The sequence below is a fragment of the Streptomyces sp. SID5910 genome, from assembly GCF_009862125.1.
Classification (GTDB): domain Bacteria; phylum Actinomycetota; class Actinomycetes; order Streptomycetales; family Streptomycetaceae; genus Streptomyces.
Window position 1 is genome coordinate 1 of record NZ_WWHX01000960.1, and the last position, 24,858, is coordinate 24,858.

Annotated in this window: 22 protein-coding genes; 4 read left to right on the top strand and 18 right to left on the bottom strand. The window is 71.2% G+C overall.

Annotated features, from left to right (window positions below; translation table 11 throughout):
* The first annotated feature begins 239 nt into the window (after window positions 1-239).
* Entirely contained in the window at window positions 240-1,040 is an 801-nt protein-coding gene (locus GTW67_RS34255) for a DsbA family protein (RefSeq protein WP_161168626.1), read from the top strand.
* Window positions 1,041-1,125: 85 nt separating this feature from the next.
* Window positions 1,126-2,811 carry an alkaline phosphatase D family protein gene (locus GTW67_RS34260; protein ID WP_161168625.1) on the top strand — a complete coding sequence of 562 codons (1,686 nt, stop codon included), beginning with the start codon at window positions 1,126-1,128 and terminating at the stop codon, window positions 2,809-2,811.
* Here GTW67_RS34260 and GTW67_RS34265 read toward each other — a convergent pair.
* The gene (locus tag GTW67_RS34265; protein ID WP_161168624.1) at window positions 2,796-3,401 is read right to left on the bottom strand and encodes a dienelactone hydrolase family protein; all 606 of its coding nucleotides are present in this window, start codon (window positions 3,399-3,401) and stop codon (window positions 2,796-2,798) included. The genes GTW67_RS34260 and GTW67_RS34265 overlap by 16 nt on opposite strands.
* Window positions 3,402-3,505: 104 nt before the next feature.
* On the opposite strand from GTW67_RS34265, the gene GTW67_RS34270 reads away from it, so the two are divergent.
* Complete coding sequence (locus GTW67_RS34270) at window positions 3,506-4,630, top strand: mechanosensitive ion channel family protein (RefSeq protein ID WP_161168623.1); 1,125 nt, start codon at window positions 3,506-3,508, stop codon at window positions 4,628-4,630.
* Window positions 4,631-4,657: 27 nt separating this feature from the next.
* Here GTW67_RS34270 and GTW67_RS34275 read toward each other — a convergent pair whose 3' ends face one another.
* The 5 genes from GTW67_RS34275 to GTW67_RS34295 form a co-directional block, all read right to left on the bottom strand.
* Window positions 4,658-6,244 carry a Na+/H+ antiporter gene (locus tag GTW67_RS34275; RefSeq protein WP_161168622.1) on the bottom strand — a complete coding sequence of 529 codons (1,587 nt, stop codon included), beginning with the start codon at window positions 6,242-6,244 and terminating at the stop codon, window positions 4,658-4,660.
* Window positions 6,245-6,333: 89 nt separating this feature from the next.
* Complete coding sequence (locus tag GTW67_RS34280) at window positions 6,334-6,807, bottom strand: GNAT family N-acetyltransferase (RefSeq protein WP_161168621.1); 474 nt, start codon at window positions 6,805-6,807, stop codon at window positions 6,334-6,336.
* Window positions 6,804-7,748, bottom strand: a complete 945-nt coding sequence (locus GTW67_RS34285; protein ID WP_161168620.1) for an RluA family pseudouridine synthase — start codon at window positions 7,746-7,748, stop codon at window positions 6,804-6,806. The genes GTW67_RS34280 and GTW67_RS34285 overlap by 4 nt, the downstream gene beginning before the upstream one ends.
* A gap of 57 nt (window positions 7,749-7,805) precedes the next feature.
* A complete protein-coding gene (gene lspA, locus GTW67_RS34290) occupies window positions 7,806-8,399 on the bottom strand; it encodes a signal peptidase II (RefSeq protein ID WP_161168619.1) in 594 nt (197 codons plus the stop codon).
* Between the two features lie 67 nt (window positions 8,400-8,466).
* On the bottom strand, window positions 8,467-9,177 hold the full coding sequence (locus GTW67_RS34295; protein ID WP_161168618.1) for a TraR/DksA family transcriptional regulator: 711 nt from the start codon (window positions 9,175-9,177) through the stop codon (window positions 8,467-8,469).
* A gap of 559 nt (window positions 9,178-9,736) precedes the next feature.
* Here GTW67_RS34295 and ileS point away from each other — a divergent pair.
* Window positions 9,737-12,883 carry an isoleucine--tRNA ligase gene (gene ileS, locus GTW67_RS34300; RefSeq protein ID WP_161168617.1) on the top strand — a complete coding sequence of 1,049 codons (3,147 nt, stop codon included), beginning with the start codon at window positions 9,737-9,739 and terminating at the stop codon, window positions 12,881-12,883.
* A 258-nt stretch (window positions 12,884-13,141) separates the two neighbouring features.
* Here ileS and divIVA read toward each other — a convergent pair whose 3' ends face one another.
* The 12 genes from divIVA to GTW67_RS34360 all read right to left on the bottom strand — a co-directional run.
* Window positions 13,142-14,314, bottom strand: a complete 1,173-nt coding sequence (gene divIVA, locus GTW67_RS34305) for an apical growth/hyphal branching protein DivIVA (protein WP_161168616.1) — start codon at window positions 14,312-14,314, stop codon at window positions 13,142-13,144.
* A 55-nt stretch (window positions 14,315-14,369) separates the two neighbouring features.
* Window positions 14,370-14,654 (bottom strand): YggT family protein, encoded by a 285-nt coding sequence (locus tag GTW67_RS34310; RefSeq protein ID WP_161168615.1) that lies wholly within the window; start codon window positions 14,652-14,654, stop codon window positions 14,370-14,372.
* Window positions 14,655-14,733: 79 nt separating this feature from the next.
* Window positions 14,734-15,375: a cell division protein SepF gene (locus GTW67_RS34315; protein WP_161168614.1), complete on the bottom strand. Its 642-nt coding sequence runs from the start codon at window positions 15,373-15,375 to the stop codon at window positions 14,734-14,736.
* 129 nt (window positions 15,376-15,504) lie between these two features.
* Complete coding sequence (locus tag GTW67_RS34320) at window positions 15,505-16,224, bottom strand: YggS family pyridoxal phosphate-dependent enzyme (protein WP_161168613.1); 720 nt, start codon at window positions 16,222-16,224, stop codon at window positions 15,505-15,507.
* 6 nt (window positions 16,225-16,230) lie between these two features.
* Complete coding sequence (pgeF, locus tag GTW67_RS34325) at window positions 16,231-16,959, bottom strand: peptidoglycan editing factor PgeF (protein ID WP_161168612.1); 729 nt, start codon at window positions 16,957-16,959, stop codon at window positions 16,231-16,233.
* A complete protein-coding gene (ftsZ, locus tag GTW67_RS34330) occupies window positions 16,956-18,158 on the bottom strand; it encodes a cell division protein FtsZ (RefSeq protein ID WP_161168611.1) in 1,203 nt (400 codons plus the stop codon). The genes pgeF and ftsZ overlap by 4 nt, the downstream gene beginning before the upstream one ends.
* 287 nt (window positions 18,159-18,445) lie before the next feature.
* A complete protein-coding gene (gene ftsQ, locus GTW67_RS34335) occupies window positions 18,446-19,246 on the bottom strand; it encodes a cell division protein FtsQ (protein ID WP_161168629.1) in 801 nt (266 codons plus the stop codon).
* Between the two features lie 25 nt (window positions 19,247-19,271).
* The gene (gene murG, locus GTW67_RS34340; RefSeq protein ID WP_161168630.1) at window positions 19,272-20,366 is read right to left on the bottom strand and encodes an undecaprenyldiphospho-muramoylpentapeptide beta-N-acetylglucosaminyltransferase; all 1,095 of its coding nucleotides are present in this window, start codon (window positions 20,364-20,366) and stop codon (window positions 19,272-19,274) included.
* A 6-nt stretch (window positions 20,367-20,372) separates the two neighbouring features.
* Window positions 20,373-21,743 carry a putative lipid II flippase FtsW gene (gene ftsW / locus GTW67_RS34345; RefSeq protein ID WP_161168631.1) on the bottom strand — a complete coding sequence of 457 codons (1,371 nt, stop codon included), beginning with the start codon at window positions 21,741-21,743 and terminating at the stop codon, window positions 20,373-20,375.
* 75 nt (window positions 21,744-21,818) lie between these two features.
* Window positions 21,819-23,225, bottom strand: a complete 1,407-nt coding sequence (gene murD / locus GTW67_RS34350) for a UDP-N-acetylmuramoyl-L-alanine--D-glutamate ligase (RefSeq protein WP_346010814.1) — start codon at window positions 23,223-23,225, stop codon at window positions 21,819-21,821.
* A gap of 8 nt (window positions 23,226-23,233) precedes the next feature.
* A complete protein-coding gene (gene mraY, locus GTW67_RS34355) occupies window positions 23,234-24,325 on the bottom strand; it encodes a phospho-N-acetylmuramoyl-pentapeptide-transferase (RefSeq protein ID WP_161168632.1) in 1,092 nt (363 codons plus the stop codon).
* Window positions 24,325-24,858 (bottom strand): glutamate ligase domain-containing protein (locus GTW67_RS34360; RefSeq protein ID WP_272920558.1); only part of this gene is annotated, 534 nt, incomplete at its 5' end. The genes GTW67_RS34360 and mraY, both read right to left, overlap by 1 nt.

The window sequence follows — 24,858 nt, forward strand, 5'->3', positions numbered from 1 at the left end:
CGCTGCTGCTCGCCGTCGCGGCCGTGGCCGTCCGCCGGACCCCGGCGGTGCGCCGCCCGGCCCCGGCGGCCCGCCGCACCACGGGCGCCCGCGAGCGGATCCTCACGCACTCCCTGGGACGGCGCGGGCCACCGCTGTCGCCCGCTCTCGTGTGACCCCTCGGTCACCGAGCGCCGACAGCCAGCCCCAGAACCCATTCCGCACACCCCCGTGTGCGCGTCCCCGGAGAGAACACCACCATGAGCAAGCGGAACAGCCAGGCGGCGAAGACGGCGGCCCGTGAGCGCCTGCGCGAGGAGCGCGAGCGCCAGGCCAAGCGCGACAAGGCCAAGCGGCAGGCCATCGTGGCCGGCTCCGTCGTCGGCATCCTGGCGATAGCCGGCGGCATCAGCTACGCCGTCGTGCAGATGAACAAGCCCACCGGGTGGGAGAAGGCCGCCGAGGCGAAGGTGGTGGCCCCGGCCAACACCTCCGGCAAGGACGGCACCACCATCGTGGCGGGCGACTCAAAGACGGACAACGTGATCCACCTCTACGAGGACCCGCGCTGCCCGGCCTGCGCCTCCCTGGAGCAGAACCTCGGCGAGACCATCAACAAGGGCATGGAGGACGGCGACTACAAGCTGTCCTTCACGATCGGCACCTTCCTCGACGGCAACCTCAGCGGCGAGGGCTCGAAGAACGCCCTCAGCGCGCTCGGCGCCGCGCTGAACGTCGGCACGGACGCGTTCCTCGACTACAAGACCGCGCTGTACTCCGCCGAGTACCACCCGGAGGAGACGTCCGACGACTTCGCGAAGGACGACTACCTGATCAAGGTGGCGAACACGGTCGACGCCCTGAAGAACAACAAGAAGTTCCAGGACGCCGTGAAGCAGGGCACCTACGACGCGTGGGCGATGCGCATGAGCAAGTCCTTCGACGACTCCGAGGGCGTCCGGTCGACCCCGACCATCAAGATCAACGACAAGGTGATCGAGAACCCGAGCACGGCCGACGACTGGCAGAAGGCGCTCAAGGACGCGGGCGTCTCCAAGTAACCCGGGGAACCGGGCAGTCGACGAGCGGGCGAACTTTTGCGAGTTCGCCCGCTCGCGCGCATACCGATCAGTAACCTGATCGGCCGTGACCAGTCGACACAGATCATCCGATGAGACCCTTCCCTCGACAGCCGAGCGCGCCGGTTCCCGCGCGCCCAGCCGCCGGGCGGTCGTCAAGGCCGCGGCGGCCGGAGCCGTCCTCGCCGCGCCGCTCGCCGCCGCGCTGCCCGCCGGTGCCGCCGACGCGGCCCCCGCCTTCCTGCACGGCGTCGCCTCCGGCGACCCGCTGCCCGACGGCGTCCTGCTGTGGACCCGGGTGACACCGGTGCCCGAGGCCGTACCCGGTTCCGGCATCGGCCCGGACACCGAGGTGAGCTGGGTCGTCGCCACCGACAAGGCGCTCACGAACATCGTCGCCAAGGGGTCCCTCACCGCGACCGCCGCCTCCGACCACACGGTCAAGGCCGACATCCGGGGCCTCGCCCCCGCCACGGACTACTGGTACCGCTTCTCCGCGGGCCCCACCGACTCCGCCGTCGCCCGCACCCGGACCGCCCCCGCGGCCGACGCGGCCGTCACGGGCCTGCGCTTCGGCGTGGTCTCCTGCGCCAACTGGGAGGCCGGCCACTTCTCCTCGTACCGGCATCTCGCGGCGCGCGGCGACCTGGACGCCTGGCTGCACCTGGGCGACTACATCTACGAGTACGGCACCGGCGAGTACGGCACCCGCGACACCGTCGTACGGCAGCACGCGCCCACCCACGAGATCGTCACCCTCGCCGACTACCGGACCCGGCACGGCCGGTACAAGACCGACCCCGACCTGCGGGCGCTGCACGCGGTGGCGCCCGTGGTGGCCATCTGGGACGACCACGAGTTCGCCAACGACACCTGGTCGGGCGGCGCCGAGAACCACACCGAGGGCGCCGAGGGCGCCTGGACGGCGCGTCAGGCCGCCGCGAAGCAGGCCTACTTCGAGTGGATGCCGGTACGCCCGGCGATCGCCGGCACCACCTACCGCCGGCTGCGCTTCGGCAAGCTCGTCGACCTGTCGCTCCTCGACCTGCGCTCGTTCCGCTCGCAGCAGGTGGCCCTCGGCAACGGCGACGTCGACGACCCGGACCGCACCCTGACCGGCCGCGCCCAGCTCGACTGGCTCAAGACCGGCCTGAAGGCCTCCGACACGGCCTGGCGGCTGGTCGGCAACCCGGTGATGATGTCGCCGTTCGCGGTCGGCTCGCTCCCCGCCGAGCTGCTGAGGCCGCTCGCCGAACTGCTCGGCCTGCCGAGGGAGGGCCTCGCCCTCAACACCGACCAGTGGGACGGCTACACCGACGACCGCCGCGAACTGCTGGCCCACCTGCGCGCCAACGCGATCCGCAACACCGTGTTCCTCACCGGCGACATCCACATGGCGTGGGCCAACGACGTGCCGTACAACGCCGCCACGTACCCGCTGTCCGGCTCGGCGGCCACCGAGTTCGTCGTCACCTCGGTGACCTCCGACAACCTCGACGACATCGTCAAGGTGCCCGAGGGCACCGTGTCGGCCGTCGCCGCGCCGGTCATCCGGGCCGCCAACCGGCACGTCCACTGGGTCGACACCGACCGGCACGGCTACGGCGTCCTCGACGTCACCGCCGAGCGGGCGCAGATGGACTACTACGTCGTCTCCGACCGCACCGACCCGCAGGCCCGCTCCACGTGGGCGCGCTCCTACCGCACGCGCAGCGGCACGCAGCGCGTCGAGCGGGTCTACTCCCCCGTCTGAGGCGCGTCCGCGTCCTCCCGCCCCAGCGAGTCGAGGAAGCCGAGCGCCACCCGCCAGGTGGCCTCGGCCGCCTCCTCGTCGTAGTCCGGCGAGTCGGGGTCGGTGTAGAGGTGTCCCGCGCCCGCGTACCGGTACACCTCGACGTCGGCGCCGGCCCGGCCCATCTGGAGGTACCAGGCGCTGAGCCAGTCGTCCGTCTCGAACGGGTCCGGCTCGGCGACGTGCAGCTGCACCGGCAGGTCGTCCACCGACGCGTTGGCGGCGATGTCCGAGGTGCCGTGCAGGAGCAGCAGCCCGCGGGCCCGGTGATCGCCGAGGGCGAGGGTCTGGGCGACGGAGGCGCCGAGCGAGAACCCGGCGTACACCAGCCCGCGCTCCGAGTAGGGCGCGGCGGCCAGCACGGCCCGCTTCAGCAGCTCCTCCCGGCCCGCCTCGTCCTGGTACGCCATGCCCTCCTCGACCGTGCCGAACGTCCGCCCCTCGAAGAGGTCCGGGGTCCAGACCTGGTGCCCGGCGTCGCGCAGGCGGTCGGCGGCCTGCCGCACCGCGGGCCTCAGGCCGTGGGTCGAGTGAAAGAGCACGATGTTCATGAGGCCATGGTGCCAGCCGGGTGTGACAGCGCGACGGGCGGCGGCGCCCGGGGCGGGACACAGGTCACAGGTTCACGTCCGGCCGCTCCGGTTACGTTCGAGGGATGGAGACCATACTCCGCCCACTGATCGTGGTCGGCGGCTCCGTCCTGCTGACCCTGGTCATCGGATGGGCCACCGACCTGCTGCTGCGCAAGGCCGACGGACGGCACCCCGAGACGCCCCTGTGGGGGCTGCTGCGCCGCGCCCGCATCCCCTACCAGGTAGCGCTGTGCACGGCGCTGCTGAGAGGGACCTACGTGGAGGCCCGGGTGTTCCCGGAGCACCACGAGGGGGTCGGCCGCACGCTGACGCTGGTGCTGATCGGCTCGGCGGCCTGGCTGGTGATCCGGATCGCCGGGGCCGTCGTCGAGACGTCGTACTCCCGCTACGCGCACGCCCACGCCCAGCGCGACCCCGCCCGGGTGCGGCGGGTGCGCACCCAGGTGTCGCTGATCAGGCGGGTGGTCTCCGCGGTCGTCGGCGTCGTCGCCGTGTCGTCGATGCTGCTGACGTTCCCGGCGATGCGCACGGCGGGCGCCTCCCTGCTGGCCTCGGCCGGCATCCTCGGCATCGTCGCCGGTGTCGCCGCCCAGTCCACCCTGGGCAACCTGTTCGCGGGGCTTCAGATCGCCTTCGGCGACATGGTGCGCATCGGCGACACGGTCGTGGTGAACGGCGAGTGGGGCACCGTCGAGGAGATCACGCTGACGTTCCTGACCGTGCGCACCTGGGACGAGCGCCGGATCACGATGCCGGTGTCGTACTTCACGTCCAAACCGTTCGAGAACTGGTCGCGGGGCACCCCGCAGATGACCGGCGTCGTCTACTGGCACCTCGACCACACCGCCCCGCTGGACGCGATGCGCGAGCGGCTGCGGGACATCCTGCGCGGCTGCCCGGCCTGGGACGGGCGGGCGTACAACCTGACCGTCACGGACACCACCCCGAACACCATGCAGGTGCGGGCGCTGGTGACGGCCAAGGACGCGGACGACATCTGGACGGTGCGGGTCGAGGTGCGCGAGCAGATGATCCGCTGGCTGACCGACGAGCACCCGTACGCCCTGCCCCGCGTCAACACCTCGGACGCGGACCGGCGCCCCGGCCACGACGGCTTCCCGCACGCCCGGCGCTCACCGGACGGGGAGGTCCGCCGCTTCCCGCACCAGTCGCGCAAGTCCCTGTGACCCGGGGGCGCCGCCCGGGCGGCCCGGTCAGCGCAGGCTGCGGACGTCCAGGTGGCGCAGCACCCGGTCGACGATCTCCGGGTCGGCTCCGGCCTCGCTGCGTGCCGCCAGCACCTCGTGGCGGGCGGCGCTGAGCATCTCGCCCTGGATGCGGCGGATCCGCTTCAGCCGCCGGGCCCGCTGGAGCTGCGCCTCGCGCCGTTCCTCGTCGCCGATGTCCGGGCTGATCCGTATGCCGATGTCGAAGGCCCGCCGCAGCATCTGCTCGGACAGCTCCTCGGGCAGGTCCTCGACGGCCTCGATCTCCTTGAGCCGCTGCTTGGCCGCCTTCGCCGCGCGCACGGCGAGCGCCTTCTCGTAGTCCTGCTCGCGCTCGGTGTTCGACCGCACCCCGAGCCTGCCCACCAGCCAGGGCAGGGTCAGGCCCTGGAGCAGCAGCGTCACCATGATCACCCCGAAGGCGATGAAGACGATCTCCTCCCGGTTCGGGAAGGGGGAGCCGTCCGCCGTCTCCAGCGGGATGGCGAGGGCCAGCGCCACCGAGGCGACGCCGCGCATCCCGGACCACCACATGACGACGGTCTCCCGCCAGCTGGTCGGGATGTCCTCGTCGTGGTCGCGCCGGGCGTGCAGCCGCTGCGTCAGCCAGGTGGCCGGCAGCAGCCACGCCAGCCGGACGAGGATCACCACGCCGGCGACCGCCCCGGCCCAGCCCAGCAGCTCGGTCCACCGCCCGGAGGCCGTCTGGAGGGCGTTGTGCAGCTCCAGCCCGATCAGGCCGAAGGCGACGCCGGTGACGAGGGTGTCGACGACGTCCCAGACGGTGTGGCCGGCGAGCCGGGTCATCACGTCGTCGGCGCCGACGGCGTACTCGGCGAGGAACATGGCGGTGGTGAGCACGGCGAGGACGCCGGAGCCGTGGAGTTCCTCGGCCAGCACGTAGGACAGGTAGGGCACGAGCAGGGTCAGCCCGATCTGCAGGGTGGCGTCACCGAGCACGTCCAGGAGCTTGTTGGCGGCCCAGCCCAGCGCGAGGCCCACCGCGACGGCGACGACGGCGGACAGCACCAGGTCGAGCCCGGCCTGCCAGGGCGAGAACGAACCGCTGACGGCCGCGGCGATGGCCACGTGGTAGAGGACGATGGCCGTCACGTCGTTGAAGAGGCCCTCGCCCTCCAGGATGGACACCAGGCGCCGCGGCAGTCCCAGCCGGCCCGCGACGGCGGTCGCCGCCACGGGGTCGGGCGGTGCCACGAGCGCGCCGAGCGCGAAGGCGGCGGCGACCGGCAGGCCCGGCACGATCGCGTGGGCCACGGTGGCCACACAGGCCGTGGTGACGAAGACCAGCGCGACGGCCAGCAGGAAGATGGGGCGTTTGTTGGCCGCGAACTGCCGCCAGGAGGTGCGCCGCACGGCCGCGTACAGCAGCGGCGGAAGCAGCGCGGGCAGGATGAGTTCCGGCGGGATGTCGACGTTGGGCACGAAGTCGAGCAGCGCCAGGACGATGCCGAGGACCGTCATCAGGACGGGCGCCGGAAGCCCGAGCCGGTCCCCGACGGGGACGCTCAGCAGGGCCCCGAGCAGCAGCATGAACAACAGGGCCAACTGATCCACGGTCACCGCTCCGGTGGGGTCTGGGCGTTCACACGGCGAGCCTCAAGCCTGCCATGCCACCGGCCCCACCAGCCGGTCCGGCTCGGCTCCTACAGGACGCGCCGCATCGCCCGGTGGGGTATCCCCGCGTCGGGGAACTCCGGTCCGTAGGCCTGGTACCCCAGCCGCTCGTAGAAACCCAGGGCGTGCGTCTGCGCGTGCAGGTCGACGGCGGTGAGTCCCCGCGCGCGTGCCGTGTCCTCGACGGCGCGCACCAGCGCGGCCCCGACGCCCAGTCCGCGGGCGTCCCGGACGACGGCGAGCCGTCCGAGGGACCCGACGGCCGGGTCCCCGTCGCCGTTCTTCGCCGCGGCGGCCGCGCCGTGCAGCAGCCGCGAGGTGCCGAGCGGCACGCCGTCCTCCCGGACCGCGAGGACGTGCACGGCGCCGGCGTCGTACGCGTCGTACTCGATGTCCTCCGGGACCTTCTGCTCGGCGACGAAGACGTCCTTGCGCACCGCGAAGCACGCCTCCCGGTCGGCCGGGTCGTCGGCGACGCGCACCTGGTAGGCGGGGGTGCTCATACGTAGGTCTCCTCGCGGACCCGGTCCAGGGCCTGCTGGAGGTCCGCCGGGTAGTCGCTGGCGAACTCGGCCCAGTCGCCGGTGCCGGGGTGCTCGAAGCCGAGCCGTACGGCGTGCAGCCACTGGCGGGTCAGGCCCAGCCGCTTGGCGAGGGTCGGGTCGGCGCCGTAGGTGAGGTCACCGACGCAGGGGTGGCGGTGGGCGGCCATGTGGACGCGGATCTGGTGGGTGCGGCCGGTCTCCAGCTTCACGTCGAGCAGGGACGCGGCGCGGAACGCCTCGATCAGGTCGTAGTGCGTGACGGAGGGCTTGCCCTCGGCGGTGACCGCCCACTTGTAGTCGTGCTGGGGGTGGCGGCCGATGGGGGCGTCGATGGTGCCGCTGGTCGGGTCGGGGTGGCCCTGCACGAGCGTGTGGTAGCGCTTGTCGACCGTGCGCTCCTTGAACTGGCGCTTGAGCGAGGTGTACGCCCGCTCCGACTTCGCCACCACCATCAGGCCCGAGGTGCCCACGTCGAGGCGGTGCACGATGCCCTGGCGCTCGGCGGCGCCGGAGGTGGAGATGCGGTACCCGGCGGCGGCGAGGCCCCCGATGACGGTCGGGCCGTTCCAGCCCGGGGACGGGTGGGCGGCGACGCCGACCGGCTTGACGATGACGACCACGTCCTCGTCGTCGTGCACGATCTCCATGCCCTCGACGGGCTCGGCGACGATCTGCACCGGCGCGGGCGCCTGCGGCATCTCGACTTCCAGCCAGGCGCCGCCGTGGACGCGCTCGGACTTGCCGACCACCGATCCGTCGACCTGCACCTTGCCCGCCGCGGCGAGCTCCGCGGCCTTGGTACGGGAGAAGCCGAACATGCGGGAGATGGCGGCGTCGACGCGCTCGCCCTCCAGGCCGTCGGGCACGGGCAGGGTACGGATCTCGGGAAGCGTGCTCACCCGTCGAGTATGCCGGACGGGGCGGACACTCCCGCACGCCCGTCCGGCACGGGGCGCTCAGTCCCGGTGGACGGTCCCGTCCGGGTCCAGGCCGCGGAAGGAGAGGAGCACGATCAGGATGCCGCCGCAGACGATCGCCGAGTCGGCGAGGTTGAACACGGCGAAGTGCTTGGGGGCGATGAAGTCCACGACCGCGCCCTCGAAGACGCCGGGCGAGCGGAAGATCCGGTCGGTGAGGTTGCCGAGCGCCCCGCCGAGCAGCAGGCCGAGCGCGATCGCCCACGGCAGGCTGTACAGCTTGCGCGCGAGGCGGGCGATCACGACGATGACGGCGGCCGCGATCACCGTGAAGATGACGGTGAAGGCCTCGCCGAAGCCGAAGGCCGCGCCCGCGTTGCGGATCGCCGCGAACCGCAGCCAGTCCCCGACGACCTCCACGGGCTCGTGGTGCTCCAGCTTGGCGACCACCAGCATCTTGCTGCCCAGGTCGAGCAGGTACGCGAACACGGCGACCGCGAACAGCACGGCGATCCGGCGCCTGCCCCGGGGGCGCTCCGGCGGCCGTGCCTGCTCGGCGTCGGACCGCTCCTGCCCGTCCCCCGCCGCGTCCGGGGTGTCCGGCGTACCGATGATGCGCTCCGCCTCTGCCACGTGAGTCCCTCAGCCTAGGTACCTGACTGAGGACGAGGGTACGGCACGCCCCGGCCCCGGCCGCGGCTCAGTACCGGCGTTCCTGCTTCTGCTTGCACTCGACGCACAGGGTGGCCCGCGGGAAGGCCTGCATGCGCGCCTTCCCGATGGGCTCGCCGCAGTTCTCGCACAGGCCGTAGGTGCCCGCGTCGAGGCGTTCGAGGGCGCGCTCGGTCTGGGTGAGCACGTCGCGCGCGGTGGCGGCCAGCGCCAGTTCGTGCTCGCGCGTGATGTTCTTGGTGCCGGTGTCCGCCTCGTCGTCGCCGGCGCCGTCCCCGGAGTCCCGCATCAGGCCCTGAAGGGACCGCTCCGACTGGTCGATCTCGGTGCGCAGCCGGTCCGCCTCGGACTGGAGTTCCCCGCGGGCCTCCTCGACCTCCGCCGGGGTCCAGGGGTCCTCGCCGGGGCGTACCGCGAGGTCGCCGGGCTCTGCGGCGACGCCGCGCGCCTTCGGAACCGCGGACTTGGCCGCCGTGGCCGTGCCAGGAGTCTTCTTCGCAACCACCGTCGTGGCTCCCGTCTGCTCCGCGGCCTCGGCCGCGCCCGCCTGCTTCGCCGTGCTCTTCTTGGCCGTGCTCTTCTTCACCGGGCTCTTCTTCGCCGCGGCCTTCTTCGCGGTGCTCTTCGCCGACGCGGTCTTCTTCTCCGCGGCCGTCGCCCGCTTGGCCGTCGTCTTCCCGGCAGCGGACTTCGGCGCAGTCGCCTCCGACTGCTCTACGGCGGTCTTCTTCGCCACCATGGCCGCGGCCCCTTCACATATTGTGATCTTGCTCGCGAATCGTGCTGGGACGATAAATCGACTCGGGTCCCGCGGCAACGGGGCACGCCGCCCGGTCCACCGCCCACCACGCGCCGCGTGTCGAGCATGCATGCGTTGTGCCCAGCTCCCCGCCGGGTAATCCGCCGGTCCCGCTCCCGGCCGGGCCCGCCGGGGGCCGGACGCCGGAGCCCGGCATTCGGGTCAGTCCCGTCCGCCGCTAAACCGGTCGGCCGCCGTCCGCGCGGCGCCGTACACTGGGCGGAGCGAAAAGCGTGGATGGGGACGAGTAGCGGCGTACGCAGCCCAGAGCGACCCGGGGACGGTGTGAGCCCGGGGGCGAGCGCGACGCGAAGATCACCCCGGAGCCGCCGGAAGAAAGCGGTGACCGAGAGGTCACGGCGAGTAGACCCGGTTCGCGACCCCAATGAGGGGGCTCACCGGCGCACACGACGCACCGGGAAGCCAAGGAGGGTGGTACCGCGGGAGCCTCGCTCTCGTCCCTCCGACGGAAGGCAGCACGTCCGCCGGAGGAAGCTCGTTGAATACGCAGCCGCAGTACCGCCAGGTGCCCGCCCAGGTCGACCTGCCCGCGCTCGAACACGCGGTGCTCGACTTCTGGCGTGAGCAGAAGATCTTCGCCAAGAGCCTGGAGCAGTCCGAGGGCCGCCCCGAGTGGGTGTTCTACGAGGGCCCGCCCACCGCCAACGGCATGCCCGGAGCGCACCACATCGAGGCGCGCGTCTTCAAGGACGTCTTCCCCCGCTTCCGCACCATGCGCGGGTACCACGTGGGCCGCAAGGCCGGCTGGGACTGCCACGGTCTGCCGGTCGAGCTGGCGGTGGAGAAGGAGCTGGGCTTCTCCGGCAAGCAGGACATCGAGGCGTACGGCATCGCCGAGTTCAACGCCAGGTGCCGCGAGTCCGTGACCCGGCACACCGACGCCTTCGCCGAGCTCACGACCCGCATGGGCTACTGGGTCGACCTCGACGACGCCTACCGGACGATGGACCCGGAGTACGTCGAGTCGGTGTGGTGGTCGCTGAAGGAGATCTTCGGCAAGGGCCTGCTGGTCCAGGACTACCGCGTCGCCCCCTGGTGCCCCCGCTGCGGCACCGGCCTGTCCGACCACGAGCTGGCGCAGGGCTACGAGACGGTCGTCGACCCCTCCGTCTACGTCCGCTTCCCGCTGACCTCCGGCCCGCTGGCCGGCGAGGCCGCGCTGCTGGTCTGGACGACCACCCCCTGGACGCTGGTCTCCAACACCGCGGTCGCCGCGCACCCCGGCGTCACCTACGTCGTCGCGACGAACGGCGAGGAGAAGCTGGTCGTCGCCGAGCCGCTGGTGGAGAAGGCCCTCGGCGAGGGCTGGGAGACCACCGGCCAGACCTTCACCGGCGCGGAGATGGAGCGCTGGACGTACCAGCGCCCCTTCGAGCTGGTCGAGTTCCCGGAGCCCGCGCACTACGTGGTGAACGCGGACTACGTGACCACGGAGGACGGCACCGGCCTCGTCCACCAGTCCCCCGCCTTCGGTGAGGACGACCTCAAGGTCTGCCGCTCCTACGGCCTGCCGGTCGTCAACCCGGTCCGCCCGGACGGCACCTTCGAGGAGGACCTCCCGCTGGTCGGCGGCGTCTTCTTCAAGAAGGCCGACGAGCAGCTCACCGAGGACCTGGACGCCCGCGGCCTGCTCTTCCAGCACCTCCCGTACGAGCACAGCTACCCGCACTGCTGGCGCTGCCACACCGCGCTGCTCTACTACGCGCAGCCGTCCTGGTACATCCGCACCACGGCGATCAAGGACCGTCTCCTCCAGGAGAACGAGAAGACCAACTGGTTCCCGGACTCGGTCAAGCACGGCCGGTACGGCGACTGGCTGAACAACAACATCGACTGGGCGCTGTCCCGCAACCGCTACTGGGGCACCCCGCTGCCGATCTGGCGCTGCGAGGACGATCACCTCACCGTCGTCGGCTCGCGCGCCGAGCTGTCCGAGCTGACCGGCACCGACCAGTCCGCGCTCGACCCGCACCGCCCGTACATCGACGACGTGACCTTCACCTGCACCCACGAGGGCTGCTCCCTCGAAGCGGTGCGCGTGCCCGAGGTCATCGACGCCTGGTACGACTCGGGTTCGATGCCGTTCGCGCAGTGGGGCTACCCGTACAAGAACAAGGAACTCTTCGAGTCCCGCTACCCGGCCCAGTTCATCAGCGAGGCCATCGACCAGACCCGCGGCTGGTTCTACACGCTGATGGCGATCGGCACCCTGGTCTTCGACGAGTCCTCGTACGAGAACGTGGTCTGCCTCGGCCACATCCTCGCCGAGGACGGCCGCAAGATGTCCAAGCACCTGGGCAACATCCTCCAGCCGATCCCGCTGATGGACCAGCACGGCGCCGACGCCGTGCGCTGGTTCATGGCGGCCGGCGGCTCCCCGTGGGCGGCCCGCCGCGTCGGCCACGGCACCATCCAGGAGGTCGTCCGCAAGACGCTCCTCACCTACTGGAACACGGTCGCCTTCCAGGCCCTGTACGCCCGCACCTCCGGCTGGGCGCCGAGCGAGGCCGACCCGGCCCCGGCCGAGCGCCCGGTGCTGGACCGCTGGCTGCTGTCCGAACTGCACGCGCTCACCGACCAGGTGACGCAGGCCCTGGAGAGCTACGACACCCAGCGCGCCGGCAAGCTGCTGTCCGCGTTCGTCGACGACCTGTCCAACTGGTACGTCCGCCGCTCGCGCCGCCGCTTCTGGCAGGGCGACAAGGCCGCGCTGCGCACGCTGCACGAGGTCGTCGAGACGGTCACCCGGCTCATGGCCCCGCTGACCCCGTTCATCACGGAGCGGGTCTGGCAGGACCTGGTCGTGCCGGTCACCCCGGGCGCCCCGGAGTCGGTGCACCTGTCCTCCTGGCCGGAGGCCGACCTGTCGGCGATCGACCCGGAGCTGTCGAAGCAGATGGTGCTGGTGCGCCGCCTGGTCGAACTGGGCCGCGCCACGCGCGCGGAGTCGGGCGTCAAGACGCGGCAGCCGCTGCGCCGCGCGCTGATCGCCGCGTCGGGCTTCGACACCCTCTCCCCCGAACTGCACGCGCAGATCACGGAGGAGCTGAACGTCGAGTCCCTCGCGTCGCTGAGCGAGGTCGGCGGCTCCCTGGTCGACACGACGGCGAAGGCCAACTTCCGTGCGCTGGGCAAGCGGTTCGGCAAGCGCGTCCAGGACGTCGCCAAGGCGGTCGCCGCCGCGGACGCCGCCGCGCTGTCCCTCGCGCTGCGCGAGGGCACGGCGTCGGTCGAGATCGACGGGGAGACGGTCGCCCTCGCTCCCGACGAGGTGATCATCACGGAGACGCCGCGCGAGGGCTGGTCGGTCGCCTCCGACTCGGGTGCGACGGTCGCCCTCGACCTGGAGATCACGGAGGAGCTGCGCCGTGCGGGCCTGGCCCGTGACGCGATCCGCCTGATCCAGGAGGCCCGCAAGAACAGCGGCCTGGACGTCGCCGACCGCATCGCGCTGCGCTGGACGGCCACGGACCCGGCGACGGCCGCCGCGCTCACGGAGCACGCCGGCCTGATCGCCGACGAGGTCCTCGCAACGGACTTCGCCCAGACCGAGGCAGACGACACGTACGGCACCCCGTTCACGGACGAGGGCCTGACCCTCACCTTCCGCCTGCGCAAGCAGTAAGAAGCACAGCAAAGGCCCGGCCCCTCAACCAGAGGGAGCCGGGCCTTTCGTCGTACCGTCGCCCTAGCTGCGGGCAATCGTGCCGCTGGGGCGGCACGGGTGGGCGCAGCGGCACCCCGCAACGCCGGGCCGCGACACCCACCCCCGGCCCACCCCAACACCCCGCACCAACAACCCGCGCAGACAACAAGGGCGGGCCCCGGGTAAGAAACCCGGGGCCCGCCCTGAACGCCGCCAGAGGCTACGCCGTACTACAACTCAGTTGTCGTCCTCATCGATCAGGAACCCCCGCATAGGCGAAGGCGCCTGCCCCATCGGCGACGGCCCCTGCGGCCGCACCGGCGCCATCGGCTGGGTCATCGCCGGCGACATCTGCTGCTGCCCGCCGTAGGACGGACCGGACTGCCCCGGCCCGCTGCCCATCGACTGGTTGCCACCGTAGGACGGCGCACTCGCACCGGCCGGAGCCATCGAGGGCGCCGGGGACGGCGGCAGCGAAGCCGTCGCGGGAGTACGCGGCGGGGCGAGCGAGTCGTCCGCCTGGGTCTCCAGCTGACGCAGCTGCGACTCCAGGTACGACTTCAGCCGCGTCCGGTACTCGCGCTCGAAGCCGCGCAGGTCCTCGACCTTGCGCTCCAGCGTGGCGCGAGCGGACTCCAGCGAGCCCATCGCGACGCGGTGCTTCTCCTGCGCGTCCCGCTCTAGGGCGTCGGCCTTGGCACGGGCGTCCCGCTCCAGACCCTCGGCACGCGAACGCGCCTCGCCCACGATCTTGTTGGCCTCGGAGCGGGCCTCGGCGATCGCCTGGTCGGCGGTCTGCTGGGCCAGCGAGAGGACACGGGCGGCACTGTCGCCGCCGGGACCACCCTGACCGGGCATGCCGGGGCCACCGGGGCCCTGCGGACCGCCCATGGGGCCGCCCATCGGACCGGGACCCATCTGGCCCTGCATCGGACCCGGGCCCTGGCCCATCGGCCCCGGACCCTGACCCATCGGGCCGGGACCCTGCGGGCCGCCCTGTCCGCCGGGGCCGGCGGGCAACTGCGGGGCACCGCTCGGCAGCTGGGGCGGGCCACCCATGGGGCCACCCATCTGCTGCTGCGGCGGGCCCGATATGCCGGCGGGCACCGGAGCGCCGGGACCTCGCATGCCCTGCTGCGGCATGCCCTGCTGCTGCGGGTGCCCCTGATGCTGCGGGGGCTGCTGATCCTGCGGCGGTTCCGGGGGCTTGCGCATGTTCTGCTGGTTCTGCGCAGCCGCGCGCGTCGCCGCGGCCAGTTTGGCGCGCAGGTCCTCGTTCTCGCGGAGCAGCCGGGTCAGTTCGGCTTCGACCTCGTCGAGGAAGGCATCGACCTCGTCCTCGTCATAGCCTTCTCGGAGGCGGACGGTCGTGAACTGCTTGTTCCGCACGTCCTCAGGGGTCAACGGCATCTCTTCACCTCAACGTAGTCGTCGGCATTCGGCAAGCCCGTATCTCTCTCATCGCTCACAGCCGGCTCACGATCGAGATCAGGATGTAGACGATGATCATCAGTACGAAGAAGGACAGGTCGAGCGCCACGCCCCCGAGACGCAGCGGCGGGATGAACCGCCGCAGAAGCTTCAACGGTGGATCGGTGACAGTGTAGGTGGCCTCCAGAACGACCACCATCGCCTTGCCGGGTTGCCACGAGCGGGCGAACTGGAAGACGTAGTCCATGACCAACCGGAAGATGAGCACGATGAGGAAGCACATCAACGCGATGTAGACGACATCCAGGAACACGCTCATCCCTGTGCTTCCCTCTCCCCTGAACCATCTTTCGGACCCGCCCTCGGATCCGTGCTCTTGCTCTAACCGGTCGTGCGTCTCAGCTCTGGTTGAAGAACCCGCCCTCTGCGATGCGGGCCTTGTCCTCCGCCGTGACATCGACGTTAGCAGGAGACAGCAGGAACACCTTCTGCGTCACCCGCTCGATACTGCCGTGAAGACCAAACACCAAACCGGCCGCAAAGTCGACAAGTCGCTTCGCATCTGTGTCATCCATCTCAGTGAGATTCATGATCACCGGCGTGCCCTCACGGAAGTGTTCCCCGATGGTACGGGCCTCGTTGTAGGTCCGGGGGTGAAGTGTGGTGATCCGGTAGGGCTCTCGTTCGGACACGACCTTGGGCATGATGACCGGTGCGCTCTTTTCCAGGCTTGCGCGTTCTTGTGTGATGGATGCCACGGGCGCGATGCGCGCCGGGCGGCCCGATTCCGCCCCGAGCGAAGCGGAACGGGGCACCGGCTCGCGCTGCACGGGCGGTTGGACGATTCTTACCTCTTCGTCCCTTTGCGGCTGATGTGAACCATGTGACTGGTGCACCGGTTCGTGCCGCCGGTGGTCCCGCTCGGGCTCCGGGTCCAGTTCGGGTTCGAAGTCGTCGTCGGGGTCGAAGCCCCGGCCGTCGTACCCATCGTCCTCCACGAGGCCGAGGTAGACCGCCATCTTGCGCATCGCGCCGGCCATGCTCTGAGTCCTCCGCTCTGTGGTGGATCGGCTGACGACTGCCAAATGCCTGCGATCCACAAGGTCGTTGCCTCCGCCTTTCGGCGGTAATGACCATATTTTCTGCTGTGGTCCGACTTCTTGGCGACGTTACCCGAGCCTGGGTCGGACTCCGAGTACCGCGGTGCCGACGCGTACATGTGTCGCTCCGGCGGCCACGGCCTGTTCGAGGTCCGCACTCATCCCTGCGGAAACCATGTTCGCAGCCGGATGGGCTCGGCGCAGGTGGGTCGACAAATCCATGAGGTGCTCGAACGCCGCCTGTTGGCGTCCGGCGTACTCGCCGGTGAGCGGCGCCACCGTCATCAGGCCGTCGAGCCGAAGCCCGTCCGATCCGGCGACGAGGTCGGCCAACTCTTCGATTCCCGCGGGCGCGACGCCGCCGCGCTCGCCACGCGCGCTCTCCCCCGCGTCGAGGGCGACCTGGAGCAGGACGCCGACCTCGCGTCCGGCCCGCACCGCCTCCTTCGACAGGGCCGTGACGAGCTTGGCGCGGTCGACGGATTGCACGACATCCGCGTAACCGACCACCGACCGCACCTTGTTGGTCTGCAACTGGCCGACGAAATGCCACGAAAGCGGCAGATCCGAGCAGGCGGCGGCCTTCGGTGCCGCGTCCTGGTCGCGGTTCTCGGCGACGTGGCGCACGCCGAGTCCGGAGAGAATGCGCACATCGTCGGCCGGGTAGGTCTTGGTGACCACGATCAGGGTCACCTCGTCGCGGGGGCGGCCCGCGGCCTCGCACGCGGCGGCGATGCGCTCTTCCACCTTCGCCAGGTTCCCGGCGAGTTCGCTCTTACGGTCCGTCATGCCCCATCAGTCCAGCCAGACATAGCCCGCGAGCCGCCCGGTGGCGCGGTCGCGTCGGTACGAGAAGTGGTCCTTCGACTCCCGGGTGCACACCGGCGACTGCGCCAGGTCGCACACCCCGAGCCGTTCGAGCTGCGCGTGCACCCCGGCGCTCACGTCGAGGGCCGGAGTGCCCCAGCTCGTCACCGCGTGCGCCGCCGGTTCGACGGCGGCGACCTCGGCCCGCATCTCCTCCGGCACCTCGTAGCACCGGCCGCACACGGCGGGTCCGGTGCGGGCGACGATCCGGGCGGGGTCGGCGCCCAGCTCCGTCATCGCCCGTACGGCGGCGGGGACGACCCCGGCGACCAGGCCGGGCCGGCCCGCGTGGGCCGCGGCGGCGACGCCTGCCACGGGGTCCGCGAGCAGGACGGGCACGCAGTCGGCGGTGAGGACGGCGAGGGCGAGACCGCGTTCGGCGGTGACGACCGCGTCGACGCTCGGCACCGGCCGGTCTCCCCAGGGCCCGTCGACGACGGCGACGCCGGCGCCGTGCACCTGGTTCATCCAGACCACGCGCGCCGGGTCGACGCCCAGCGTCCTGGCGGCCAGTGCGCGGTTGGCCGTCACGGCGGCCGGGTCGTCACCGACCGCGCCGCCGAGGTTGAGCTCCTCGTACGGAACGGCGCTCACTCCGCCCCACCGGTCGGTGAAGCCGAAGTGCGCGCCGTTCACGGTGTCGCGCTGTCCTATCACTTCAGGAAGTCCGGCACGTCCAGTTCCTCGGCCGCGCTGTCCGAGTAGGTCCGGGACGGCGGGACCGGCGGCGGGGCGACCGGCGGGAGGTCGTTGACCGGCTCGGGTGCGGGGACCGGCTCCGGCTCCTCCTTCGGCTTGACGCTGCCGAGCGAGCCGAAGGACGGGCGGCTCTCGGGCTGCCGGGCCGGGGCGGGTTCCTCGCGCTTGGCCGAGGCCGAGCCGAGGACGTTGTCCCGCTTGGCCGGCGGCTGGCCCCCGTCGAAGCCGGCCGCGATCACGGTGACCCGCACCTCGTCGCCGAGGGCGTCGTCGATGACCGCGCCGAAGATGATGTTGGCCTCGGGGTGCGCGGCCTCGCTGACCAGCTGGGCGGCCTCGTTGATCTCGAACAGGCCGAGGTCGGAGCCGCCGGAGATGGAGAGCAGCACGCCGCGGGCGCCGTCGATGGACGCCTCCAGGAGCGGCGAGGAGATCGCCATCTCGGCCGCGGCCACCGCGCGGTCGTCGCCGCGGGCCGAGCCGATGCCCATGAGGGCCGAACCGGCCTCGGACATGACCGACTTGACGTCGGCGAAGTCGAGGTTGATCAGGCCCGGCGTGGTGATGAGGTCGGTGATGCCCTGCACACCGGAGAGCAGCACCTGGTCGGCGGACTTGAACGCGTCGAGCACGCTGACCTGGCGGTCCGAGATGGACAGCAGCCGGTCGTTGGGGATGACGATGAGGGTGTCGACCTCTTCGCGGAGTTCCGCGATGCCGTCCTCGGCCTGGTTGGCGCGGCGCCGTCCCTCGAAGGTGAACGGGCGCGTGACCACGCCGATGGTGAGGGCACCGAGCGAGCGGGCGATGTTGGCCACGACGGGTGCCCCGCCGGTGCCGGTGCCGCCGCCCTCACCGGCCGTCACGAAGACCATGTCGGCCCCCTTGAGGACCTCCTCGATCTCCTCGCGGTGGTCCTCGGCGGCCTTGCGGCCGACGGCCGGGTTGGCTCCGGCGCCGAGTCCGCGGGTGAGTTCGCGGCCGACGTCGAGCTTGACGTCGGCGTCGCTCATCAACAGAGCTTGCGCGTCGGTGTTGATGGCGATGAACTCGACGCCCTTGAGACCGACCTCGATCATCCGGTTGATGGCATTGACACCACCGCCGCCGACACCGATGACTTTGATGACTGCGAGGTAGTTCTGCGGTGCTGCCACGTCGAAGGCCTCTCGCCTCGAGTTACGTGTCGTCGGATGACCGGAGCACTGGTGCCCCGTAACCCGACGACTGATGCCGAATGGGACGGTCCGTAGCGCCGACCCGAACCCTAACGCTGAAGTTTAGGGTTACCAGTGTGTCTGTTCCTTGGAGTCTTCTGAACAGGACACTAAGTCGACAAGTGGCGCGCGTTCAACGAACACGCCGAACCTCCCGTTTTTCTTTTCACCCTATGTGATCAGCCGTAGCGCTGCCCAACCAGGGTGCTGGCCTGCACGTATACCCGTCAACTCCCCGATGACGCCGGGGCGGTGGGAACGCTCACGTCGAAGTGCCGTGCGTCGGGCGTCGCTTTCATCAGCGCGGTGAGCACCCGGGCCTTGTGTTCGCCCTGTTCACCGCTCCCCCAGGCCACGGTCCGGCCGTCGCTCAGCTCAAGCGAGATGTCGTCGTAGGAGCGGACCTCGACCAGGCGGGTCCGCCGTGCGACCGCGTCCGGGACCGCCCCGGCGACCCGTACCGCCTCGCGCACCAGCCGGTCCTCGCCGAAGCGACGCAGGCTCGCCGCGGCCGGGCCCGAACGGGAGGGCTCCAATTTCAGCGCGGGGACGCCTTTGGGGGCGCGGGAAACCGTGGCGTACCGGACGCCTTCATCGTCCACTTCGATGAAGTTCTTGCCTTTTTGCACCGTCAGAACCGGTGTACGTTCCGTCACTTTCAACGCGATTCCGTCGGGCCAGGAACGCACCACGTCGACCTCGTCGACGCGGGGCAGTTTCCGGCTGAGCCGGGCCGCGATCGCCTCGGTGTCGACGGAGACCAGCGCATCCCCGACGGGCACGTCGGCGGCCTCGCGGACCTGGGCCGGCGTCAGGACACGGGTGCCGGAGACCGACACCCGTTCCACGCGCAGCCAGTTCGACCCGTAGAGCACCCAGAGTGTCACGCCCCCGAGGAGCACGACGGCGGCGCCCAGGATGATGATCGTACGAAGGCGGGGGCGCCGGAACCGGAACCGCCGGGCGCGGGGCGGGCCGGACGACTCCTGCTGGCGTTCACCGCGTTCGGCGGTGGTCGGTCCGGCCACGCTCCCTGCCTTCCGTCTCGCGTCGTCAGCGGTGTGCGCGGGCGGCGATCGCCTCGTACACCATGCCGACGAGGAGGTCGTCGGCGTCCCGGCGGCCGAACTCGGCGGCGGCGCGGGACATCTCGTACAGCCGGTGCGGGTCGGCGAGCACGGGCAGGACGTTCTGCTGCACCCACTCGGGCGTCAGTTCCGCGTCGTCGACCAGCAGTCCGCCGCCGGCCTTCACCACCGGCTGGGCGTTCAGCCGCTGTTCGCCGTTGCCGATGGGCAGCGGGACGTAGGCGGCCGGGAGTCCGACGGCGGAGAGTTCGGCGACGGTCATCGCGCCCGCGCGGCAGAGCATCATGTCGGCCGCGGCGTACGCGAGGTCCATCCGGTCCAGGTAACTTACCGGGATGTACGGGGGCATCCCCGGCATCTGGTGGACCTGCGGCAGTTCGTTCTTCGGGCCGACCGCGTGCAGGATCTGGATGCCGGCCTGCTGGAGCCACGGCGCGACCTGCTGGACCACCTCGTTGAGGCGCCGCGCGCCCTGCGAGCCGCCGGAGACCAGCAGCGTGGGCAGGTTGGGGTCGAGACCGAACGCGGCACGGGCCTCGGGGCGTACGGCGGCCCGGTCCAGGGTGGAGACGGAGCGGCGCAGCGGGATGCCGATGTAGCGGGCGCCCCGCAGCTTGCTGTCGGGCGTGGAGACGGCGACCTGCGCGGCGTACCGGGAGCCGATCTTGTTGGCCAGTCCGGGCCGGGCGTTGGCCTCGTGGATCACGATCGGCACGCCGAGCCGCTTGGCCGCGAGGTAGCCGGGCAGGGCGACGTAGCCGCCGAAGCCGACCACGGCGTCCGCCTTGGTGCGTTCCAGGATCTGCTCGGCCGCCTTGATGGTGCCGCGCAGCCGGCCCGGGACGGTGATCAGCTCGGGCGTGGGCTTGCGCGGCAGCGGGACGGCCGGGATCAGCGCCAGCTCGTAGCCGCGCTCGGGCACCAGCCGGGTCTCCAGACCGCGCTCCGTGCCCAGGGCCGTGATGCCCACGGTCGGATCCTGCCTGCGCAGGGCGTCCGCGAGGGCGAGCGCGGGCTCGATGTGGCCCGCGGTTCCTCCGCCGGCGAGTACGACATGCACCGAAATTCACCGCTCTCCGGACGAACGCGCCGCCGAGGCGCGCCGTCGCATCGTGTTCCAACTCCGGGGGTTCCGCTTGGGCCCGGAGCCCCCGGTTCCCCCCGTTCCCCGCTTTCTACCAAAGCGAGGTTGCCGCAGCGCGAGCGCCGCCCGCGCACCGGGCTCGTCGCGTGCGAAGGCGATGAGCAGACCGATGGCGAACATGGTCGGCAGCAGGGCGGATCCTCCGTAGGAGAACAGCGGGAGGGGGACACCGGCGATCGGCAGCAGCCCGAGGACCGCACCGATGTTGATCACGGCCTGGGCCGTGATCCAGGTGGTCACGCCTCCCGCGGCATACCTGACGAAGGGGTCCTCCGTGCGTCCGGCCACGCGGATACCCGCATAGCCTAGAGCCGCGAACAGGGCGAGTACCGACAGCGTCCCCGCCAGACCCAGTTCCTCACCGGTGACGGCGAAGATGAAGTCGGTGTGCGCTTCGGGGAGTTCGCCCCATTTCTCCACGCTGGCGCCGATCCCGGATCCGAACAGCCCGCCCGAGGCGAGGGCGTAGATGCCGTGCACGGCCTGCCAGCAGGAGTCGCCCGGGCCGGGGTCGGTGGCGCCGATGCAGTTCAGCCGGGCCATGCGGTTGGGGCTGGTCTTGATGAGGATCACGCCGAGCAGCGCGGCGACGGAGAGCACGCCGGCGAACAGCCGGGTGGGCGCGCCCGCCAGCCACAGCAGACCGAAGAGGATCGCCGTGAGGATGATCGCCGTCCCCATGTCGCCGCCGATCATGATCAGCCCGAGCAGCATGAAGGCGGCCGGCACCAGGGGCACGAGCATGTGCTTCCACTGGGTCAGCAGCTTCTTGTCCTGCTTGCGCGCGAGCAGGTCGGCGCCCCACAGCACGAGGGCGAGCTTGCCGAACTCGCTCGGCTGGATCTGGAAGGAGCCGCCCAGGGAGATCCAGTTCTGGTTGCCGTTGACCGCCATCCCTATCCCCGGCACCTGCACCAGGATCATCAGGAAGACGGCACCGGCGAGGATCGGGTAGGCCAGCGCCCGGTGCAGTTTCACCGGCATCCGCATCGCGGCCACCATCAGCCCGGTGCCGATCAGGGCGGCCAGGAACTGCTTGCGGAAGAAGTACGTGCCGGGCAGGGAGAGCTGGAGCGCGGTGATCTGGGAGGCCGAGTAGACCATCACCAGGCCGAGCACGGTGATCAGCAGACTGCCGCCGAAGATCAGGTAGTAGGCGGTCAGCGGCCGGTCCCAGGCGCGGCGCAGCCGGAGGTAGAGGCCGAGGACCGGGTTCTCGTGCGGCGGGCCCGACGCGGGCGGGCGCTTGACGGTCCGCTGCACGGGCGGACGTCCGGTGCGGCTACCGGGCATCGCGGCCTCCGCTGTACATCGGCCTGGACCGTCCCACGCGTCCTCCCGAGATCACCCGGCGCAGGAGCGGCCGGGTCAGGCGCCGAGTTCGCGAACGGCTTCCGCGAACGCGTCACCGCGCTTGTTGTAGTTGGTGAACATGTCCATGGAGGCACAGGCCGGGGCCAGCAGCACCGTGTCGCCGGGCCGGGCGAGCCGCCGCGCCTCCTGGACGGCCTGGAGCATCGCCCCAGTGTCGGTCCGGTCGAGGTCGACCACGGGTACTTCCGGCGCGTGTCGCGCCAGGGCTTCGCGGATCAGCGCGCGGTCGGCGCCGATGAGCACCGCGCCGCGCAGCCGCTTGGCCGCCCCGGTGACGAGCTCGTCGAAGGTGGCGCCCTTCGCCAGTCCGCCCGCGATCCACACGATCGACTCGTAGGCCGCCAACGAGGCCTCGGCGGCATGGGTGTTGGTGGCCTTGGAGTCGTCCACGTACGCCACCTCGTCCACGTCGGCGACGTGCGCGATGCGGTGGGCGTCGGGCGTGAAGGCCCGCAGTCCGTCGCGTACGGCGGCGGCGGGGACACCGAAGGCGCGGGCGAGGGCCGCCGCGGCAAGGGCGTTGGCGACGTTGTGCGGGGCCGGCGGGTTCACGTCGGAGACCTCGGCGAGCTCCTGGGCGTTCTTCTGCCGGTTCTCCACGAAGGCGCGGTCGACCAGGATGCCTTCCACGACGCCGAGTTGGGAGGGACCGGGGGTGCCGAGGGTGAAGCCGATCGCGCGGCAGCCCTCCTCGACGTCGGCCTCGCGGACCAGGTCCTCGGTGGCCTTGTCGGCGACGTTGTAGACGCAGGCGACGCGATTGCCCTCGTAGATGCGGCCCTTGTCGGCGGCGTACGCCTCCATGGAGCCGTGCCAGTCGAGGTGGTCGGGGGCGAGGTTGAGCACCGCGGCCGAGTGGGCGCGCAGGGAGGGCGCCCAGTGGAGCTGGTAGCTGGACAGCTCCACGGCGAGGACGTCGTACTGCTCCTCGCCGGTGACCGCGTCCAGCAGGGAGACGCCGATGTTGCCGACGGCGGCCGTGCGCAGGCCGGCCGCCTTCAGGATCGACGCCAGCATCTGGACGGTGGTGGTCTTGCCGTTGGTGCCGGTGACGGCGAGCCAGGGCGCGGCGTCGGGGCCGCGCAGGCGCCAGGCCAGTTCGACGTCGCCCCAGACCGGGACGCCGGCCTGCCCGGCCGCCGTGAACAGCGGCTTGGTGGGCTTCCAGCCGGGTGCGGTGACGATCAGTTCGGTGCCCTCGGGGAGCGTGTCGCCGTCGCCGAGGCGCACGGTGACACCGAGCGCCTCCAGTTCGGCCGCCTGCGCCCGCGCGCGCTCGTCGTCGCCGTCGTTGACGACGGTGACGTGTGCGCCGAGGCCGCTGAGGACCTTGGCCGCCGGGACGCCGGAGACGCCCAGTCCGGCGACGGTGACGTGCTTGCCGGTGAATTCCGAAGGCACCGAGGAGGTCACTTGTCCGCTGCCCATCCCGCGTAGAAGAGGCCGAGTCCGACGATCACGCAGATGCCCTGGATGATCCAGAAGCGGACCACGACAAGGACCTCGGACCAGCCTTTGAGTTCGAAGTGGTGCTGGAGTGGCGCCATCCGGAAGACGCGCTTGCCGGTGAGGCGGAAGGAGCCGACCTGGATGACCACCGACATGGTGATCAGCACGAACAGGCCGCCCAGGATGGCCATCAGCAGCTCGGTGCGCGAGCAGATCGCGAGACCCGCGAGCACACCGCCGAGCGCGAGCGAACCGGTGTCGCCCATGAAGATCTTGGCCGGCGAGGTGTTCCACCACAGGAAGCCGAGGCAGGAACCCATCAGCGCGGAGGCGACCACCGCCAGGTCGAGCGGGTCCCGCACCTCGTAGCAGGCGCCCGGGTTGGTCAGGGTCAGCGCGTTGGCGCAGGACTCCTGGAACTGCCAGACGCCGATGAAGGTGTAGGCGCCGAAGACCAGGACGGAGGCGCCGGTGGCCAGGCCGTCGAGGCCGTCGGTGAGATTCACGCCGTTCGACATGGCGAGGATCATGAACAGCGCCCAGACCACGAACAGCACCGGGCCGATGGTCCAGCCGAAGTCGGTGATGAACGACAGCTTGGTGGACGCCGGGGTGTTGCCGCGGTTGTCCGCGAACTGGAGCGCGAGCACCGCGAAGGCGATGCCGACGATGAGCTGGCCGGCCATCTTCGCCTTGGCCCGCAGGCCCAGCGAACGCCTCTTGACGATCTTGATGTAGTCGTCGAGGAAGCCGACCAGGCCCATGCCGACCATCAGGCCCAGCACCAGCAGACCCGAGAAGGTCGGCCCCGCGTCGGCCTCCTCGTCCAGGTAACCGGTGATCACCTTGGCGAGGAAGTACGCGGCGACCGTCGCGAAGATGAAGGCGATGCCACCCATCGTCGGCGTACCGCGCTTGCTGGCGTGCTCGCGCGGTCCGTCGTCGCGGATGTACTGGCCGTAGCCCTTGCGGGCCAGCAGCTTGATCAGCAGCGGGGTGCCGACCAAGGTGAGGAAGAGGCCGATGACTCCCGCGAACAGGATCTGCTTCATCATCGGGCGGCGACCTCACCCTCGGCGCCGGTCTCCAGCAGCGCCGTGGCGACGCTCTCCAGCCCCACCGAACGGGACGCCTTCACGAGTACGACGTCCCCCGGGCGCAACTCGCTGCGCAACAGGTCGATCGCCGCCTGTGCGTCGGACACGTGCACCGACTCCTCACCCCACGAACCCTCGTTGTATGCGCCCAGTTGCAGCCAGCGGGCTTCCCTGCCCCCGACCGCGACGAGCTTGCCGACATTGAGCCGGACGGCGAGCCGTCCGACCGCGTCGTGCTCGGCGAGCGCCTCGTCCCCGAGCTCGGCCATCTTGCCGAGCACCGCCCACGTGCGGCCCCCCTTCGCCTGTGAGGCTTTGCCCATGGCGACCAGCGCACGCAGCGCGGCCTTCATGGACTCGGGGTTCGCGTTGTAGGCGTCGTTGACGACCGTCACGCCGTCCGGGCGCTCGGTGACCTCCATCCGCCAGCGGGAGAGGGAGCCCGCCTCGGAGAGCGCGGTGGCGATCTCGTCTGCGGACATGCCCAA